This window comes from Erythrobacter sp. GH1-10 (assembly GCF_045363165.1).
GTDB lineage: Bacteria > Pseudomonadota > Alphaproteobacteria > Sphingomonadales > Sphingomonadaceae > Erythrobacter.
Window position 1 is genome coordinate 1,311,422 of the sequence record NZ_JBJFLP010000001.1, and the last position, 17,302, is coordinate 1,328,723.

Sequence of the window (17,302 nt, forward strand, 5' to 3'; positions counted from 1 at the left end):
ATAACCGGCCCAGGGTCAAAGGGGTATTCATGAAATTCCGCGCATTTTGTATCGCAGCCGTTGCCGCAGCATTCGCATCTGCACCGCTTTCCGCTCAGGAAAACTCTGGCGAGGAGGTTGAATTCGAGGTCAAGGGGGAGACGTTCGTGCTTCAGATTCCCGAGGGATATTGCGCGCCTGAGGGCTCGGGCGCGCTGATAGCGAAACAGTTTGCGGACGCGGATTCGGCCAACCTCACCCCGGTCAATCTCCAGCGCTGCGGGAGCTATGGCGAGGACTACATCATGATCAAGACGCCGCGCCAGATGCCCGCGGTGCCGATCGCCAAATCGATCTTCATCGAGATCATGGCCAACGAGATGCAAAAGGGCCAATCGGTCAAGGAGGGCCTCGACCAGGGCAAGCGCGATGTCGATACCGTCACCGACGGCAAGCTCGACATGGACCTCGGCGGTATCGGCTATGCCGGGTCCGATGACCAGTGCGCCTATCTTGCCGGCGTGGCCGATGTCGCAGTCGAAGGCGGGGGAGCCGGAACCGTTGCGGTCGGATCGTGCGGCACTCTTGTGGGCACGCGGCACTTCTTCGTCCATGCCTACATGGCGGAAGGCGACGCGAGCACGATCGACGAGCTCAAGGCCCGCAGCCGCGCGGTCTCGCTTCAGATCACGCGGAAATAGCGCGTACGCCTACATTGAGCGCAAGGAGCGGGATGCGCTATATGCGGCAGCTCGGCTAGGCCGCATGGCATGACACAGATACGAACCCTGACAGACGACGAACGCTGGCAAATCGCGATGGCGAAAGACCGGCGCTTCGATGGTGCTTTCGTCACCGGCGTCCATTCGACCGGCATCTATTGCCGCCCGAGCTGCCCGGCGCGCGCGCCGCTGCGCAAGAACGTGAAGTTCTACGCAACTGCGGAGGATGCCGAGGCAGTCGGTCTGCGTGCGTGCAAGCGCTGCTCACCCAACACCCAGAGTGCGGAGGAAGCCTGCGTACTCGCCGCCATTGCCGCGATCCGCGCCGATGGCGCCATGACGCTCGACCAGCTCGCAGATCTCACCGGCTATTCGCCGACCCATTTCCAGCGCCTGTTCAAGCGCACGGTCGGCCTGTCGCCCGCAGCTTTCGCCCGCGCCTTGCGGGAAGAGAAAGTGCGCGGGGCGCTGGAGGGCGGGGCGAGCGTGACCGATGCGCTCTACGAGGCGGGCTATTCAGCGCCGTCGCGGTTCTATGCGGAAACGAAAGGAAAGCTGGGAATGACGGCGAGCGACTGGCGCGATGGCGGCAAAGGCCGGGTGGTCCATTGGAGCGTTGTCGCGACTTCGCTCGGCGACATGCTGGTTGCCGCAACCGAAAAGGGCGTGTGCTGCCTCGCCTTCAACGAGGGCGAGGAAGAATTGCGCGCGCGCTTCCCCAAGGCCGAGCTGGTCGAGGCAGGCGCGGAGTTTCGTGCGCTGTTCGATCAGGTCGTCGCGGCGGTCGAGGAGCCATCGAGCGACAATTCGCATATTCCGCTCGATGTAAAAGGCACCGCGTTCCAGCAGCGCTGCTGGCAGGCGCTGCGCGAAATACCGGCAGGCGAGACGCGCAGTTACGGCGAGCAGGCAGCGATGCTTGGCAACCCCAAGGCGAGCCGCGCGGTCGGCAGTGCGAACGGCGCGAACAACATCGCGGTGCTGATCCCGTGCCACCGGGTGGTTCCGGCGAGCGGAGGGGTCGGCGGCTATGCCTATGGACCGGGAATCAAGGCCGAATTGCTGAAGCGCGAAAGCGAAGGATAATCATGACCAAAGAGGAATTCGCGGCGCTGCACACCGGTAGCGAACCGTTGGTGCTGTTCAACATCTGGGATGCCGGGAGTGCGAGGGCAGTGTCCGATGCCGGAGGCAGGGCGATAGCCACGGGGAGCCTCTCGCTCGCCGGAGCGCAGGGCTACGACGACGGCGAGCAGATTCCCTTCGAAGCCCTGCTCGAGATCGTACGGCGCATCGCCGGGACTGCCCCCCTTCCGCTTAGCGTCGATATCGAAACCGGCTATGCCGATGAGATTGAAGCCCTTGCGGCCAACGCTGCGGCACTCCGGAAGGCGGGGGCGATCGGCTGCAACCTCGAAGACCAGCTGATCGGCTCCGATGCCTTGCGCGATCCGTACCAACAGGCCGCGCGCATCGCTGCGGTCGATGCTGCAGGGCTGTTCGTCAATGCGCGCACCGATCTGTTCCTCGCGCCCCTGATCGCGGGCGAGAGCCCGAATCGTGCGGAACTTGTCGTGGCAGCGATCGAACGCGCGGTGATCTATCGCGATGCCGGGGCGGGGTGCCTGTTCGTGCCGGGCCTCAGCGATCCCGCGTTGATCGCGGAGTTGTGCGAAGCGGTAAGCATGCCGGTCAATGTGATGCGATTGCCGGGCATGCTCTCCAATGCCGAGCTCGGGCGGCTGGGAGTCGCCCGGATCAGCCACGGTCCGGGCCCCTGGCGCGAAGCGATGGCACAGGTGGGCGAGGCGGCGCGCGCGGCGTTGGCGGGTTAGGGCCTGCGCGCATGATGGCCCGGGGGGACTGCCTCAGCCTTCGAATTCGGTTTCCAGCGTGATTTCGCAATTGAGGAGCTTCGAGATCGGGCAGCCTTCCTTGGCCTTGTTGGCGAGATCCTCGAACGTTTCCTTCGAAACGCCAGGCAGCTTGCCGGTCAGCTTGAGTGCGCTTTTGGTCACCTCGAAACCGCCTTCGCCATCGTCTTCAAGCGTGACGTCGCAGGTGCAGTGAAGCTCGCCGTTCTCGTGACCGGCTTCGGCCAGCTGGAAACTCGTTGCCATGGTGAAGCACGAGGCGTGCGCAGCGGCGATCATCTCTTCCGGATTGGTCCCAGGAGCGTCTTCGAACCGCGTGTTGAAGCCATAGGGATTGTCGAGCGCGCCCGACTTGGTCGAGACGTGGCCCTTGCCGGTCTTGCCCATGCCTTCATAGCGTGCGGAGGCGGAATTGATTGTTTTCATTTTGCTTACTCCTTTGCCTGATTCAACACGCAAGGCGAGGCAGCGTTCCGATCGGTTCAATCGAGCTTTGGCGGAAAACCGGGCTCGCATTTCGCCATCGCGCGCTGATAGGCGTCGCGCGCGCCGATGCGCTGGAGGTAGGCCTTGAGGGTGGGCTTGTCGTCGATCGACAACCCGTTGAAGGCACGACTGGTGGTCAGCTGGAACACCATCATGATGTCGGCGGTGGTGAGCTGCGAACCACCGAAATAATCCGCTTCGCCCAGCCGTCGCTCGATCTGCTCCCACGCGTTGGTGACGCGCTTCATCAGCGGCGGAGGCATTTCCGCGCCGACGAAATTCACCGCGATCTGCATCATCCCGTTGGTCATGAAAGTCGCGTTGGCGAAGTGGAACCAATAGAGGTGGTCGGCGAAATCGGGGTGGTCCGCGCCGGGGACGAGGGGCGTGTCGGGGGCGTATTTGCCGACGATGTATTCGACGATCGCGCCGCTCTCACCGAGCATCAGGTCGCCGTCCTCGATCAGTGGGGCGATCTGCATCGGATGCAGCGCCTTCAGCTCGGGCGGGGCGAGCCGGGTTTCGGGATCGCGGTCGTAGAGCTTCAGCTTGTAGTCGAGGCCCAGCTCCTCGAGCAGCCAGACGATGCGTTCGGATTGCGAAATGCGCAGATGGTGGACGGTCAGCATGTCTGGTTTTCCCCTATTCGTTATGCGCCCAGCTCTTATCGGCGGGGGTCAGCGAGTCGAGGAATTTCTCGGCGGTGTCGAGATAGTCCTGCCGCTTGTCCTCGTCCATCCGGTCCCAGTTGGAATAGATCCGCCCGATGCGGTGATTGCTCTCCAGCCGGTCGCGGTGGCGATCCATGAAATGCCAGTAGAGCGGGTTGAACGGGCACGCGCCATCGCCGGTTTTCTTCGAGACGGAGTAGCTGCATTCCTTGCAGTAATTGCTCATCTTGTTGATGTAATTGCCTGATGCGGCGTAGGGTTTCGTCGCCAGATTTCCTCCGTCGGCATAGAGGATCATGCCGCTGACATTGGGCAGTTCGACCCACTGGTAGGCGTCGGCATACACTGCGAGATACCAGTACTGCACGTCGCGCGGGTTGATCCCGGCCAGCAGGCAGAAATTGCCGAGCACCATCAGCCGCTGGATGTGGTGGGCGTGGGCGTTCGCCTTTGTCGAGCGGATGCAATCGGCGAGGCAGCGCATGTCGGTGTCGCCGGTCCAGAAGAAATCCGGCAGGGCGCGCTGGGCATTCAGCTTGTTGTCGCTTTCCAGCCCCGGCATGTGCAGCCAGTAGAAGCCGCGGATATATTCGCGCCAGCCGATGATCTGGCGGATGAAGCCCTCGACCGAATTGATCGGCGCCTTGCCGTCTTCGTAGGCTTTCTCGGCGCGCTTGCACAGCTCGATCGGGTCGAGCAGTCCAAGGTTGATGCTGGTTGAGAGCATCGAGTGGTACATGTCGTCCGATCCGTGGACCATCGCGTCCTGGTAGGGGCCGAACTTCTCGATCCGCTCCTTGAAGAAGGCGTCCGCTGCCTGTTCGGCCTCGCCGCGCGTTACCGGCCAGCCGAACGGTTCGAGATCGCCGAAATGGTCGGAGAACTTTTCGCCGACCAGTTCGATGACTTCCCGGGTGATCTCGTCGGGTTCGAATTTCGGGACCTCGGGCGGGTCCATCTCGTCTTTTGGCGGCTCGCGATTGTCCTTATCGTAATTCCAGTCGCCGCCCTCGGGCTTGCCATCCTCGGTCATCAGGATGCCGGTCTTCCTGCGCATTTCGCGGTAGAAATGCTCCATGGTGAGGTGCTTGCGGCCCTCGGCCCAGTCCTTGAAGTCGTCGTGCGAGCAAAGGAAACGGTCGTCGGGAAGGATTTCGACGTCGCAGGCGAATTTGTCCGGCCATTGCTCGATCGCCTGCTGCACCCGCCATTCGCCCGCTTCGACGATGTGCACGGCGCGCGGATCGTGGCGCTCGATCGCGCGGGCGACTTCGCCAGTGAAGTCGCCCGAATTGTCCTCGTCGGTGAGATTGACATAGTCGACTGTCCACCCTGCATCCTCAAGCTCTGCGGCAAAGTGGCGCATGGCCGAAAAGATCAGCACGATCTTCTGCTTGTGGTGTTTGACATAAGTCGCCTCGTCCCAAACCTCCATCATGAGGATGACGGTGTCGTCTTTTGTCCGACCCCGCAGCGAGGCGAGGGTGCGGGTCAGTTGGTCGCCAAGTATGGGGACGAGGATCGATTTGTCGGACATGCCCCACCAATGTTCGGCGGGGCGATAAGTGCCTCAAACAAAGCTGTAGGGGTCAATATCGACGCCGACCCGCACGCCCGGCGGGAAATCGTGCGCGTCGAGCCATTCGCGCAGCGTGTCCTGCAAATTCGCGCTGCGCCGGGCGTTGACGAGGAAGCGATAGCGATAGCGACCGCGCAGCAGCGCGAGCGGGGCAGGGGCGGGGCCGAGGATATAGAGATCGTCGCGCTGCGGGCGAGTATCGCCCAGTCGCACCGCCGCCTCGCGGGCTTCTTTCTCGTCCTCGGAAGACAGGATGATCGCTGCCCACCTGCCGAAAGGCGGCGCTCCCGCATCGCGCCGTGCCTCGGTTTCGGCGGCGTAGAAGGCGTCGCGGTCGCCGTTCGCCAGTGCGGCGATCACCGGCGCGTCGGGATGGCGCGTCTGGATCAGCACTTCCCCCGGCTTTTCACCGCGCCCGGCTCGGCCCGCGACCTGGGCGACCTGCTGGTATGTGCGTTCGGCGGCGCGCAGGTCCCCACCTTCGAGACCGAGATCGGCATCGACCACTCCCACCAGTGTCAGTTCAGGGAAGTGGAAGCCCTTGGTTACGAGTTGCGTGCCGACGATCACGTCGATCGCCTTGGCCTCGGCCTGCGCGATGAACTCGGCGGCGCGTTCGGGCGAGCCCAGCGTGTCCGAAGTCGCGACCGCAACGCGGGCCTCTGGGAAGAGATCCCTTACTTCGTCGGCGATCCTCTCGACGCCCGGTCCGCAGGCCACGAGGCAATCGCCTTCGCCGCATTCGGGGCAGGTTTTGGGCGGAGCTGTCTCGAGCCCGCAGTGGTGACAGGCGAGACGCGCGGAAAGCCGGTGTTCGACCAGCCATGCGCTGCAATTGGGACACTGGAAGCGGTGGCCGCAATTGCGACACAGCGTCAGCGGCGCATAGCCGCGGCGATTGAGGAACAGCAGCGATTGCTCGCCCTTCGCCAGCCGGTCTTCGAGCCCGTGTATGATCGGTGCCGAAAGCCAGCGACCGCTCGGGGGCTTCTCCTCGGTCAGGTTCACCAGCTTGATGTCGGGCAGTTCCGCCCCGCCGAAGCGGCTCGGTAGTTCCATCAGCTCGTAGGTGCCAATTTCGGCCATGTGCAGGCTTTCGAGCGCGGGAGTCGCGCTCGCGAGCACCACCGGGATGTCTTCGAAACGGCCACGCATGACCGAGACATCCCGGGCATTGTAGCGCACCCCGTCATCCTGCTTGAAGCTGACCTCGTGCGCCTCGTCGACGATGATCAGGCCGAGCTTGGCATAAGGCAGGAACAGCGCCGAGCGTGCGCCGACGACGACCTGCGCGGTGCCTTCCGAGATCGCCCGCCACGCGCGCCGCCTTTCGGTCGATTTCAAGGAAGAATGCCACAACACCGGGGGCGTGCCGAAGCGCTGCTCGAACCGCACGAGGAAGTTCTCGGTCAGCGCGATTTCGGGCAGCAGGACGAGCACCTGCCGGCCCATTCGCACCGCCTCGGCGATGGGTTCGAAATAGACTTCGGTCTTGCCCGATCCGGTCACCCCGTCGAGCAGGATCGGAGCGAACCTGCGGGCTTCGACCGCCTGGACCAGTCGCTTCGCCACATCGAGCTGGTCGGGGGACAAAGCGGGTTGATCGAAATCGGGATCGGCGGGCGGGTAGGGACGATCGATCGCAACCGTCACCGGCTCGATAACGCCCTGGTTCACGAGTCCGCGCAAGACCCCTTCCGAGACATCCGCAATCCCGGCAAGCTCGCGGATCGTTCCCTGTTCGCCCTCGAGCGCCTCGATCGCTGCCAGCCGCTGCGGCGTCATCCGTTCGGGCGTGCCGCCGGTCAGCCGGTATTCGGTGGTTGTGGTCGGGCCGCCCAGCGCGCCGCCGCTCGACAGCACCATCCGCGCCACGCTGGCGAGCGCGGCGCAGTAATAATCGGCGGTCCATTCGATCAGGCGGCGCAGCGGTTCGGCGAGCGGCGGGACGGGCACGACCTCGCGGATCGGGCGCAGCTTGCTGGCATCCACCGCACGTCCCGGGAGCCTTCCTTCGTCCCACACGATCCCGGTGACCGTGCGCGGCCCCAACGGCGCGATCACGACGCTGCCAGGTTCGACACGCATTCCCTCGGGCACGCTATAGTCGAGCGGCCCGAGCGCGGCATTCAGGACAAGGAGTCGGACGCGGTTCATGATTCCCGCGCAATATGGGCATGACGGGTGCACAACGACAAGGAACGGGACATGGATATGAACGGACAAGATGGCGCGGTGATCGGGCGCCGTGCGGTGTTGCTCGGAGGAGCGGGCGCACTGGCGGTCCTGTCGCTTCCCGCGTGCTCGACTTATCCGGGCTTCAGCCTGACGGAGGCGGTGCGCCGCCTGTTGCTTTTATCGAGCGAACGCGCCTTCGCGCGCCTGACCGCGCCCGACGGCTATTGGGACCAACAGGTCGCACGGCTCGGCCTCGGCAACCTGCTCGGCACGCGCGGCGATGTCATTTCGCGCATCCTCACTTCGGCGCTATTCAAGGACCGGCTGGAGGAAGCCTTCGCCGACATTGCGATCGAAGGTTCCTATCGCGCCGCGCCGATCGTGACCGATGCCGTGCGCGTCATCGGCCTTGCCAATGCGGTCGAACTTGTCCGCGGAGGTCCTACCGCTGCGACCGATGCTCTGCGCGGCGAGCTCGGCGGCAGGCTGATCGACGCGATGGTCCCCGAGCTCGGCCGCGCGATCGAGGTCGCCTCCGATCCTTTGGTCGCCGAGCTTATCGACGGCCTCACCGGCACCGATGTCGGCGGGATCGCGCAGCGCCTCGCCGGCAATGTCGACGATGCGATCTGGACCGAGATCGGCGTGGAGGAAGCTGCGATCCGCGCCAACCCCGATGCTACGCGCGACCCACTTTTGATCGGCGTATTCGGAGCAGGCGCAGTCTACTGACAGGGTTCAGAACCGCGCGGTCACTCCGATATTGGCGATGTGATCCATCCGGTCCTCGCCATCGCGCACGACGTATTGATTGAGATAGCCGGGCGTGAAGGTGATTGCGTCGGAAACCGGGAACGACACGCCTGCGAAGTTGCGCCAGTTGGCCACACCCTCGCGGTTGAACGGCACGTCGTTGAGGCCGATGAATGGCTCGGTGTAGAGAACGAGGTCGTTGCGCTCGGTAATCGGCACGGTCGCCTGAACAAGGTTGCGATAGCGCCAACTCGTCTGGTCGCTTTCTTCGTAGAAGCGCTGCTCTAGCCGGTTGCGCGACGTGAGCTTGAAACCGCCTTTGTCGATGAGCGTGACGTTCAGTTCCTGGTAGATGCGGTGTTCGTTGACTTCGACCGGGCCGATCGGATCGGTCAGTATGTAGGCATAACCGCCGCCGACATTGACAGTGTCGTCGATCTTGAATCCGACGAACGAGCGAAGCAGCAATTGCCCGAGACGATCGGCATCGTTGGTGAAGCGTTCCTGCGCTTCCAGCCGAACGAACACCTCGCCTTCCTCGTCCAGGTCTACGAAAATGAATTGACCGCCCCAGATGTTGAAATCGTCCTCGGTCGCGGCGGCGGGTGCGGCGATCAGAAAGGCGCAGGCCGCGCCGATCAGCGTGAGTGGTTTCATGGTTTCCTTATCCGGCCCTATCATCGATTATATTTTGCAATGTGATAACGTAACCTAATGCTTTCGATCGAGTTCCCGAGCAAATTTGCAGGGTGAATCCGTCACCGCGCGTCTGGTTTCGATCCGCGGTGTATGCCATCCCGATCCGCAACGAATCGCAACGCATCACCGGAGAGCCGCCGCCATGAAATTCTTTGCCGACACCGCCGAGATCGACGAGATCAAGGACCTCGCCGCCACGGGCCTGCTCGACGGGGTCACAACAAATCCTTCGCTGATCGCAAAGTCGGGCCGCGATTTCATGGAAGTGACCAAGGAAATCTGCGGCCTGACCGATGGCCCGGTTTCAGCCGAAGTCGTCGCGCTCGATCACGAAACGATGATGAAAGAAGCCGAGGTGTTGCGGAAGATTGCGGACAATGTCTGCATCAAGGTGCCGCTCACGGTTGACGGGCTCAAGACCTGCAAGGCGCTTACCGAAGACGGCACCATGGTCAACGTCACGCTGTGCTTCTCGGCCAACCAGGCCCTGCTCGCGGCCAAGGCGGGCGCGACCTTCGTTTCGCCCTTCGTCGGCCGCCACGACGATAACGGCTTCGACGGGATGGAACTGATCGAGGATATCCGCCTCATCTACGACAATTACGCGTTCGAAACCGAAATCCTCGTCGCCAGCGTGCGCCACACCACTCACGTCCTCCAAGCCGCAAAGATCGGCGCCGACGTGATGACCGCGCCGCCTAAGGTGATCCACGGCCTGTTCAAACACGTGCTGACCGACAAGGGGATCGAGGGTTTCCTCAAGGACTGGGAAAAGACTGGCCAAACCATCGGATAAGTTCCTATTTGGGACCGAATGGCTGAAGAATCCCCTCTCGACAGGTTCAAGCACGCGCTGACCGGGGCATCGCGCGCGATCGCGCGCGACCCGGAGATCGAAGTCGCGTGGAGTGCCGATGTGCCCGGCGCGGCGGGCAACCGCTTCCGCGTCCCGCTACCGGGCCGCGACCTACCAGGCGAACAGGTCACCGAAGCGCGCGGTTTTGCCGACAGTTTCGCGCTCAAACTGCGCCACCACAATGCCGGGCTGCACGCCAAGAGTGCGCCGCCCGAACCGATTGCGCGTGCCTGCTACGATGCGATCGAGCAGGTTCGTTACGAGGCACTGGGCGCCAACCGCTTCGGCGGGATCAAGTCCAACCTCGACGCCGCTACCGAGATGCGGATTGCGGGCGACGACATCGCGCGCGCGCAGAATTCCTCCGAAGTGCCGATCCAGACCGCGCTTTCGCTGCTGCTGCGCGAACAGCTCACGGGTGAACCGATCCCCGACAAGGCGAAGGCCGGGATCGGGCTGGTGCGCGAGGCGATCGAGGAAAAGATCGGCAAGGACTTCGAGGCGCTGTCCGACCAGCTCGACGACCAGGAAGCGTTCCAGCAGCTCGCGCTCGACATGCTGCGCGATCTCGATCTTACCCGCCCGACCGACGCGCCCGACGATGCCGACAACGAGGACGGCGAGGACGATGACGGCGCCGACGACGAGCAGACCGGCGACGACGAAAACGAAGGCGAAGGCGATCCGCAAAGCGCCGAAATGGCGGGCGAGATGGCCGAAGGCGACGCCGAGGGCGATGCCGAGAGCGAGTTTTCCGCCGACGACGAGATGCAGGAAGGCGAGCCGGGCGAGGAAGGCGAGGCCTCCAACGCGCCCGTCCGTCCGAACCGTCCGCAAACCGACATCCCCGACACGCTCGATTACAAAGCCTACACGACCCGTTTCGACGAGATCATCGACGCGCCCGAACTGTGCGACGCCGAGGAACTCGACCGGCTGCGCGCCTATCTCGACAGCCAGCTGACGGGCCTTCAGGGCGTAGTGACGCGGCTGGCCAACCGGCTCCAGCGCCGCCTTATGGCGCAGCAGAACCGCAGTTGGGATTTCGACCAGGAAGAGGGCGTGCTCGATGCCGCGCGGCTTTCCCGCGTCGTGGTCTCGCCCGGCACCGCGCTCAGCTACAAGGTCGAACGTGACGTCGATTTCAAGGACACGATCGTCACCTTGCTGATCGACAATTCGGGCTCGATGCGAGGTCGACCGATTTCGATCGCCGCGATCAGCGCGGATATTCTCGCGCGCACTCTTGAGCGCTGCGGCGTCAAGACCGAGATTCTCGGCTTCACCACCCGCGCGTGGAAGGGCGGGCAGAGCCGCGAGGCGTGGCTCGCCGATGGCAAGCCGCAGAACCCCGGTCGCCTCAACGATCTCAGGCACATCATCTACAAGCAGGCCGATGAGCCGTGGCGCCGCGCGCGCCGCAATCTCGGCCTGATGATGCGCGAGGGGCTGCTCAAGGAAAACATCGATGGCGAGGCGCTGATGTGGGCGCACCAGCGGCTTATGGGCCGCCCCGAGGAACGTCGCATCCTGATGGTGATCAGCGACGGCGCGCCGGTGGACGATTCGACGCTGAGCGTGAACTCGGCGGGCTATCTCGAAGCGCATCTGCGCGGTGTGATCGAATGGATCGAGGCGCGCTCACCCGTGCAGCTCGTCGCCATCGGAATCGGCCACGATGTGACCCGATACTATCGCCGCGCGGTGACGATCATGGACGTGGAGCAGCTTGGCGGGACGATCATGGAGCAGCTTGCGGAGCTGTTCGAGGATGAGAAGGGGCCGAAAAGGCGATGAGCAAAGCAACGACCGTAACCGAAGCCGTCACCACCCGCCGCTCTGTCCGCGCGTTTCTCGACAAGCCGGTCGAGCTCGAAACCCTCAAGCGCGTGATGGACACCGCGCGCTGGGCGGCTTCGGGGTGCAATTACCAGCCCTGGGAAGCCTCCATCCTCACGGGGCAACCCCTCAAGGACTTGCAGGCCAAGATCACCACCACGCCGCCGCAAGAGCTCGAATACGATTGGGACGCTCCGAAGGCCGAGGATGCCTACAAGGAGCGGCTCTATGGCGTATCCAAGGGGATGTTCGATGCGCTCGGCATCGCGCGCGACGATGGCCCGGCGCGGATGGCGGCGATGGGCCGCAACGCCACCAGCTTCGATGCGCCCGCGGTCATGTTCGTCTATTTCCCGCGCCTGATGAAAGCGCCGCAATGGTCGGACACCGGCATGTGGCTGCAGACGGTCGCGCTTCTGCTGCGCGAGGAAGGGCTCGACAGCTGCTTCCAGGAGTTCATGGCGTACTATGCCAACGTGATCCGCGACCACCTCGGCCTCGATCACGAGCGCTACATGTTCTTCTGCGGCATGGCGATCGGCTATCGCGACCCCGATGCGCCGGTGAACAATTTCGAGCGTGAACGTGTGCCGTTGGGCGAGCAGGTGAAGTTCCTCGGTTTCTAGGTTCGTCATTGCGAGCCGCAGGCGAAGCAATCCATCTCCTGAGTTCCGCCCATGGCGATGTTTGGTCGATGGATTGCCGCGTCGCCTCTCCGAGGCTTCTCGCAATGACGAGATAATTGACGGAGCACCGAAGGCTAGGCAAAGCGCCACTCGCAATGCCCGACCTCAAGCTTTTCAATTCGCTCACCCGCGAAATCGAAACTTTCCAGCCCGTCCATCCCGGCGAGGCGCGCGTCTATACTTGCGGACCGACGGTCTATAACTACCCGCATATCGGCAATATGCGCGCCTATGTGTTCGCAGATATCCTCGGGCGGACGTTGAGCTACAAGGGGTACAATCTCACCCATATCATCAACATCACCGATGTCGGCCACCTGACCGACGATGCCGATGCGGGCGAGGACAAGATGGAGAAGATGGCTGCGGAGAAAGCGCAGTCGATCTGGGACATCGCGAAGCATTACACCGAGGCCTATTGGGCGGATGTGAAGGCGCTCAATATCCGCGAGCCTGCAAAGTGGTCGGTCGCGACCGACTACATCGACGAGATGATTGCGTTCGCCGAAGGTATCGCGGACAAGCACTGCTACGAGCTTGAGAGCGGGCTCTATTTCGACGTCTCGACGGTCGAGGATTACGGGCGGCTGGCGCGCGCACAAACCGAAGAGGGCGAAAGCCGCATTGGCGATGTCGAAGGTAAGCGCAACGCCGCCGACTTCGCGATCTGGCGCAAGACCCCGCCGGGCGAAAAGCGTCAGATGGAATGGGATTCGCCATGGGGGAAGGGCGCACCCGGCTGGCATCTCGAATGCTCGGTCATGGGCGAGAAACTGCTCGGCTTCCCGTTCGACATCCACACGGGCGGGATCGACCACCGTGAGATCCACCACCCCAACGAGATCGCGCAGAACCAGGCGTTTTGTGGCTGCGGTGGGCTGGACGTCGCGACGCACTCGGGCGCGAAGATCTGGATGCACAACAACTTCCTCGTCGAGCGCTCGGGCAAGATGAGCAAGTCGTCGGGCGAGTTCCTGCGGCTGCAATTGCTGATCGACAAGGGCTTCCACCCGCTGGCCTACCGCATGATGTGCCTGCAGGCGCATTACCGCAGCGAGCTGGAGTTCTCGTGGGAGGGGCTGGAGGCAGCGCTGACGCGGCTGAAGCGGATGGTGATGGCGGTCGAAAAACTCCGTGAGGCGAGTCCCCGCGAAGGCGGGGACCTCCATCAGGATGGAGAGAGGCCCCCGCCTGCGCGGGAGCTCACACACCCCAAATTCAGGCCGGCATTCGACAAGTTCGATGCCGCGATCGGCGACGACCTCAACACGCCGATAGCGCTGACCGCACTGGAAGATGCTTTGGCGACCAAGAAAGTCGATCTCGCGATCAAGCGCGCCGTGGTCGAAAAGATGGACGCGGTTCTTGGCCTCGACTTGTTCGGCCTGAGCCGCGAAGACCTCCGCATCCGCCCCAAGACTGCCGAAATCACCGAAGCCGAAATCGAAGACGCGCTCGCTCGCCGCAAGGCAGCCCGCGCCGAGAAGGACTTCGCCACCTCTGATGCGATCCGCGATGAACTTGCGGCCAAGGGCGTCGAGGTGATGGACGGCGATCCGCTCGGCTGGGAGTGGAAGCTCGGCTAGCTGCGCTTGCGGCTCAACCAGCAATTCACCGAAAACCGCGCGTCGGCGAAGGCGTTGCCGGGGACGGTAATCGGTTTGACCTCGTGCGGCAGGAAGCTTGGGAACACCACCAGCCGGTCGTGCCGCGGCTCGATCACTTCTTCTGCACCCCCGCGCGGATCGGTGATCACCAGTTCGCCGCCGGAAAACCCCTTTGGCTCGCGGAAGACATAGTAGACCGCGCTCACCATCCGCACTACGTCCTTGCGATGCTCGCCGTATAATGTGTCGAGGTGGCGGCGGAAGAAATCGCCGTCGCGGTGGATGGCAAGATCGATCTGCATCTCTTTGGGCGACCACTCGGGCACGCCGGTGGTCTCGAGCAGCTGCGGCGTTGCAGCCATGATCGCCGCGCGGAAGTGCGCGCGGTGCCCGTCCCAGTTTCCGGTAAAGGTCGAGGACCGCCTGACCTTCGTATCGATCCCGCCCTGCGCGCTCTCGCTAATGCTCGAAGGGCCGAACCCGACCTCGTTCGCGATAGTGAATTCGAGCAGGTCGTGCGAGGCCTCGGCACCGAGAAAATCGTCGAAGATGCCGGTCCCTTTCATCGCAGCCCGACATGCGGTTGTGCGTCGGGCCAAGTCAAGTCTAAGGACATCGGCAAGAGAGGACTGCGCATGACCATACTCGCCATTTCCGGCCTGATCCGCCCGCTGCTCGAACCCCGCCTGCCCGAAGGGCTCGACGTGCGCTGGTTCATGACCAAGGAGGAAGCACTCGAAGCCGTGCCCGAAGCCGAGATCGGCTGGTTCGACATGTACGAGCAGGAAGCCATGGCGGAAACGCTGCGGGCGGCGACAAACCTCAAATGGCTCAATTCGATCTATGCCGGTCTCGATTTCCTGCCGATGGACGTGCTGATCGAGCGCGATATTACCGTCACCAACGGCGCCGGAATCAACGCGATTACCATCGCCGAATATGTCGTGATGGGGATGCTCAATATCGCCAAGGGATATCGCGAGGTGGTGCGCTCGCAGGAAAAGCGCGAATGGCTGCAGGACTCGCCCGGCAAACGCGAGCTCGCGGGTTCGAAGGCGCTGCTGCTCGGCTATGGCGCGATCGGCAAGCTTATCAAGCCGCGGCTCGAAGCCTTCGATGTCGATGTGACCGTGGTGCGGCGAAGCGGCGGCGAGGGCGTTCTCACGCCCGACCAGTGGCGCGTGAAACTCGGCGAGTTCGATTGGGTGATCCTCGCCGTGCCCGCCACACCTGAAACCGACGGAATGATCGGTGCGGAAGAGCTTGCGGCGATGAAATCGGACGCCGTGATCGTCAATATCGCGCGCGGAGCGGTGATCGACCAGCCGGCGCTCGTCGAAGCGCTCGACACGAAGCAGATCGGCGGCGCATTCCTCGATGTGACAACGCCCGAGCCGTTGCCCGCCGACCACAAGCTGTGGTCGCTCGACAACGCGCATATCACCATGCACCTCTCGGGCCGCGCGCAGGACAAGATGTTCATGCGCAGCGCCGAGCGGTTCCTCGACAATCTCGACAAGTATCTGAAGGGCGAGCCGGTTGCACCGATCTTCGATCCGAAACTCGGATACTGATCCGCGCGCAGCGTAACCTTTCGGGGCAAACGCACGAAACCATCCAAGGCGAAACGAACCACGTGCTCGCTCGTTGGTGGAAGTGAGCATGATAGGAGCGAAGATCCATGTCCGATGAAGGCGCGAACAAACGGAAAGCATCGGACCTCTTCGTCGAATGCCTCGAATCCGAGGGGGTCGAATATGTCTTCGGCGTTCCGGGGGAGGAGAACCTCGACCTGCTCGAAAGCCTGTCCGACAGCTCGATCAAGCTGGTGCTTACCCGCCATGAACAGGGCGCAGGCTTCATGGCTGCGACCTATGGCCGCCACACCGGCAAGGCGGGCGTTTGCCTGGCGACGCTCGGCCCGGGCGCGACCAATCTGGTCACCGCCGGAGCCTACGCCCAGTTGGGCGGAATGCCGATGCTGATGATCACGGGGCAAAAGCCGATCAAGAGCTCGAAGCAGGGCCGGTTCCAGATCCTCGACGTGGTCGACATGATGGGGCCGATCACCAAATCGACCCACCAGCTGCATTCGGGCGACAACATTCCCAGCCGCTTGCGAGAGGCCTTCCGCCTGGCCGAAGAGGAGAAGCCCGGCGCGACCCACATCGAACTGCCCGAGGATATTGCAACCGAAGAAACCGACGCGAACCCCATCCCGGCAAGCCTTGCACGCCGGCCCTCGGCGGAGGAAAAGGCCGTCCGCCATGCGGTCGAAGCCATCGCAAACGCCGAGGCTCCGGTGCTGGTCGTCGCGGCGGGGGCCAACCGGCGGATGAGCAGCAACATGCTGCGCGAATTCGTCGACAAGACAGGGATCCCGTTCGTCACGACCCAGATGGGCAAGGGCGTGCTCGACGAACGGCACCCGCTGTTCCTTGGCTGCGCGGCGCTGTCTTCCGGTGATTTCTGCCACCGCGCGATCGAGGACGCAGACCTCATCATCAATGTCGGCCACGATGTGATCGAGAAGCCGCCGTTCTTCATGCGCGACGCCTTCGACGATCCGAAGGCTTGCGCGACCGTGATCCACGTTTCGACCAAGACCGCCGAAGTCGATCCGGTCTATTTCCCGCAGATCGAGGTGATCGGCGATATCGCCAACGCGGTCTGGCAGATCAAGGAAGCGCTGGAGCCGCAGCCGCACTGGGATTTCACCCGGATGCTCGAATACCGGCAGGCCGAGCACGACCATTCGAAGCCGCTCGAAAACGACACGCGTTTCCCGATCTTCCCGCCGCATCTCGTCCGGCAGGTGCGCAAGTGCATGCCGGAGGACGGGATCATCTGTCTCGACAACGGCATCTACAAGCTGTGGTTCGCGCGGAACTACACCGCCTATCTCCCCAACACCGTGCTGCTCGACAACGCGCTCGCCAGCATGGGCGCAGGGCTGCCGAGCGCGATGATGAGCGCCATGCTCTATCCGGAGCGCAAGGTGATGGCGATTTGCGGCGATGGCGGGTTCATGATGAACAGCCAGGAGCTGGAAACCGCTGTCCGCCTGCGCCTCGACCTCACCGTGCTGATCCTGCGCGACGACGCCTACGGGATGATCCGCTGGAAACAGGCCAATATGGGCTTCGACGATTACGGGCTGACCTTCGGCAATCCCGATTTCGTCGATTACGCGCGCAGCTACGGCGCCGAAGGGCACCGTGTCACCAGCAGCGAACACCTTACCGATGTGCTCGCGGAATGCCGCGACACGCCGGGCGTGCACGTGATCGATTGCCCGGTCGATTATTCGGAGAACGACCGCATCCTCAACCACGAGATCAAGGAACTGAGCGCGCAGCTATGACATTGAATG

General features: G+C 63.2%; 16 protein-coding genes. 10 read left to right on the forward strand and 6 right to left on the reverse strand.

The features are described 5' to 3' along the window. Positions 1-29 precede the first annotated feature (29 nt). The 3 genes from ACI5KX_RS06410 (at position 30) to ACI5KX_RS06420 (ending at position 2,536) form a co-directional block, all read left to right on the forward strand. Positions 30-680 (forward strand): hypothetical protein, encoded by a 651-nt coding sequence (locus ACI5KX_RS06410; RefSeq protein ID WP_406809844.1) that lies wholly within the window; start codon positions 30-32, stop codon positions 678-680. Between the two features lie 69 nt (positions 681-749). Continuing rightward, positions 750-1,787: a bifunctional DNA-binding transcriptional regulator/O6-methylguanine-DNA methyltransferase Ada gene (gene ada / locus ACI5KX_RS06415; protein ID WP_406809845.1), complete on the forward strand. Its 1,038-nt coding sequence runs from the start codon at positions 750-752 to the stop codon at positions 1,785-1,787. Positions 1,788-1,789: 2 nt separating this feature from the next. Beyond that, positions 1,790-2,536, forward strand: a complete 747-nt coding sequence (locus ACI5KX_RS06420) for an isocitrate lyase/phosphoenolpyruvate mutase family protein (protein ID WP_406809846.1) — start codon at positions 1,790-1,792, stop codon at positions 2,534-2,536. A 33-nt stretch (positions 2,537-2,569) separates the two neighbouring features. On the opposite strand, the gene ACI5KX_RS06425 is transcribed toward ACI5KX_RS06420, so the two are convergent. Genes ACI5KX_RS06425 through ACI5KX_RS06440 form a run of 4 tightly spaced genes read right to left on the reverse strand, consistent with a single transcriptional unit; the run spans position 2,570 to position 7,468 of the window. Then, positions 2,570-3,001: an OsmC family protein gene (locus ACI5KX_RS06425; protein WP_406809847.1), complete on the reverse strand. Its 432-nt coding sequence runs from the start codon at positions 2,999-3,001 to the stop codon at positions 2,570-2,572. Positions 3,002-3,057: 56 nt separating this feature from the next. Beyond that, positions 3,058-3,690 carry a glutathione S-transferase family protein gene (locus ACI5KX_RS06430; RefSeq protein ID WP_406809848.1) on the reverse strand — a complete coding sequence of 211 codons (633 nt, stop codon included), beginning with the start codon at positions 3,688-3,690 and terminating at the stop codon, positions 3,058-3,060. A 13-nt stretch (positions 3,691-3,703) separates the two neighbouring features. Further along, entirely contained in the window at positions 3,704-5,269 is a 1,566-nt protein-coding gene (locus tag ACI5KX_RS06435) for a cryptochrome/photolyase family protein (RefSeq protein WP_406809849.1), read from the reverse strand. Positions 5,270-5,302: 33 nt separating this feature from the next. Beyond that, positions 5,303-7,468, reverse strand: coding sequence for a primosomal protein N' (locus tag ACI5KX_RS06440; RefSeq protein WP_406809850.1), 2,166 nt, complete (start codon positions 7,466-7,468; stop codon positions 5,303-5,305). A gap of 51 nt (positions 7,469-7,519) precedes the next feature. Between ACI5KX_RS06440 and ACI5KX_RS06445 the strand changes: the two genes are divergently transcribed. Then, the gene (locus ACI5KX_RS06445; protein ID WP_406809851.1) at positions 7,520-8,221 is read left to right on the forward strand and encodes a DUF4197 domain-containing protein; all 702 of its coding nucleotides are present in this window, start codon (positions 7,520-7,522) and stop codon (positions 8,219-8,221) included. 6 nt (positions 8,222-8,227) lie between these two features. Here the strand turns inward: ACI5KX_RS06445 and ACI5KX_RS06450 are convergent, their stop codons facing one another. After that, entirely contained in the window at positions 8,228-8,899 is a 672-nt protein-coding gene (locus ACI5KX_RS06450; RefSeq protein WP_406809852.1) for a DUF2490 domain-containing protein, read from the reverse strand. A 184-nt stretch (positions 8,900-9,083) separates the two neighbouring features. Between ACI5KX_RS06450 and fsa the strand changes: the two genes are divergently transcribed. The 4 genes from fsa to cysS all read left to right on the forward strand — a co-directional run bounded on the left by fsa (position 9,084) and on the right by cysS (position 13,908). Beyond that, a complete protein-coding gene (fsa, locus tag ACI5KX_RS06455) occupies positions 9,084-9,737 on the forward strand; it encodes a fructose-6-phosphate aldolase (protein WP_406809853.1) in 654 nt (217 codons plus the stop codon). A gap of 18 nt (positions 9,738-9,755) precedes the next feature. Then, positions 9,756-11,594 (forward strand): cobaltochelatase subunit CobT, encoded by a 1,839-nt coding sequence (gene cobT / locus ACI5KX_RS06460; protein WP_406809854.1) that lies wholly within the window; start codon positions 9,756-9,758, stop codon positions 11,592-11,594. Then, on the forward strand, positions 11,591-12,262 hold the full coding sequence (locus ACI5KX_RS06465; RefSeq protein WP_406809855.1) for a nitroreductase: 672 nt from the start codon (positions 11,591-11,593) through the stop codon (positions 12,260-12,262). The genes cobT and ACI5KX_RS06465 overlap by 4 nt, the downstream gene beginning before the upstream one ends. A gap of 155 nt (positions 12,263-12,417) precedes the next feature. After that, positions 12,418-13,908 carry a cysteine--tRNA ligase gene (gene cysS, locus ACI5KX_RS06470; RefSeq protein ID WP_406809856.1) on the forward strand — a complete coding sequence of 497 codons (1,491 nt, stop codon included), beginning with the start codon at positions 12,418-12,420 and terminating at the stop codon, positions 13,906-13,908. On the opposite strand, the gene ACI5KX_RS06475 is transcribed toward cysS, so the two are convergent. Further along, positions 13,905-14,495: a 2OG-Fe(II) oxygenase gene (locus ACI5KX_RS06475; protein WP_406809857.1), complete on the reverse strand. Its 591-nt coding sequence runs from the start codon at positions 14,493-14,495 to the stop codon at positions 13,905-13,907. The two genes, cysS and ACI5KX_RS06475, sit on opposite strands and share 4 nt — an antisense overlap. Positions 14,496-14,564: 69 nt before the next feature. Between ACI5KX_RS06475 and ACI5KX_RS06480 the strand changes: the two genes are divergently transcribed. Together ACI5KX_RS06480 and ACI5KX_RS06485 are read left to right on the forward strand one after the other, a co-directional pair. Continuing rightward, positions 14,565-15,503 (forward strand): D-2-hydroxyacid dehydrogenase, encoded by a 939-nt coding sequence (locus ACI5KX_RS06480; protein ID WP_406809858.1) that lies wholly within the window; start codon positions 14,565-14,567, stop codon positions 15,501-15,503. Positions 15,504-15,610: 107 nt separating this feature from the next. Then, positions 15,611-17,293 carry an acetolactate synthase large subunit gene (locus ACI5KX_RS06485; RefSeq protein ID WP_406809859.1) on the forward strand — a complete coding sequence of 561 codons (1,683 nt, stop codon included), beginning with the start codon at positions 15,611-15,613 and terminating at the stop codon, positions 17,291-17,293. Positions 17,294-17,302 lie beyond the last annotated feature (9 nt).

Coding starts and splice junctions, on each gene's coding strand:
- cobT (WP_406809854.1), top strand. CDS start 9,756: ATGGCTGAAGAATCCCCTCTCGACAGGTTCAAGCACGCGCTGACCGGG.
- ACI5KX_RS06440 (WP_406809850.1), bottom strand. CDS start 7,468: ATGAACCGCGTCCGACTCCTTGTCCTGAATGCCGCGCTCGGGCCGCTC.
- ACI5KX_RS06420 (WP_406809846.1), top strand. CDS start 1,790: ATGACCAAAGAGGAATTCGCGGCGCTGCACACCGGTAGCGAACCGTTG.
- ACI5KX_RS06475 (WP_406809857.1), bottom strand. CDS start 14,495: ATGAAAGGGACCGGCATCTTCGACGATTTTCTCGGTGCCGAGGCCTCG.
- ACI5KX_RS06430 (WP_406809848.1), bottom strand. CDS start 3,690: ATGCTGACCGTCCACCATCTGCGCATTTCGCAATCCGAACGCATCGTC.
- ACI5KX_RS06435 (WP_406809849.1), bottom strand. CDS start 5,269: ATGTCCGACAAATCGATCCTCGTCCCCATACTTGGCGACCAACTGACC.
- ada (WP_406809845.1), top strand. CDS start 750: ATGACACAGATACGAACCCTGACAGACGACGAACGCTGGCAAATCGCG.
- ACI5KX_RS06485 (WP_406809859.1), top strand. CDS start 15,611: ATGTCCGATGAAGGCGCGAACAAACGGAAAGCATCGGACCTCTTCGTC.
- fsa (WP_406809853.1), top strand. CDS start 9,084: ATGAAATTCTTTGCCGACACCGCCGAGATCGACGAGATCAAGGACCTC.
- ACI5KX_RS06450 (WP_406809852.1), bottom strand. CDS start 8,899: ATGAAACCACTCACGCTGATCGGCGCGGCCTGCGCCTTTCTGATCGCC.
- ACI5KX_RS06445 (WP_406809851.1), top strand. CDS start 7,520: ATGGATATGAACGGACAAGATGGCGCGGTGATCGGGCGCCGTGCGGTG.
- cysS (WP_406809856.1), top strand. CDS start 12,418: ATGCCCGACCTCAAGCTTTTCAATTCGCTCACCCGCGAAATCGAAACT.
- ACI5KX_RS06480 (WP_406809858.1), top strand. CDS start 14,565: ATGACCATACTCGCCATTTCCGGCCTGATCCGCCCGCTGCTCGAACCC.
- ACI5KX_RS06465 (WP_406809855.1), top strand. CDS start 11,591: ATGAGCAAAGCAACGACCGTAACCGAAGCCGTCACCACCCGCCGCTCT.
- ACI5KX_RS06425 (WP_406809847.1), bottom strand. CDS start 3,001: ATGAAAACAATCAATTCCGCCTCCGCACGCTATGAAGGCATGGGCAAG.
- ACI5KX_RS06410 (WP_406809844.1), top strand. CDS start 30: ATGAAATTCCGCGCATTTTGTATCGCAGCCGTTGCCGCAGCATTCGCA.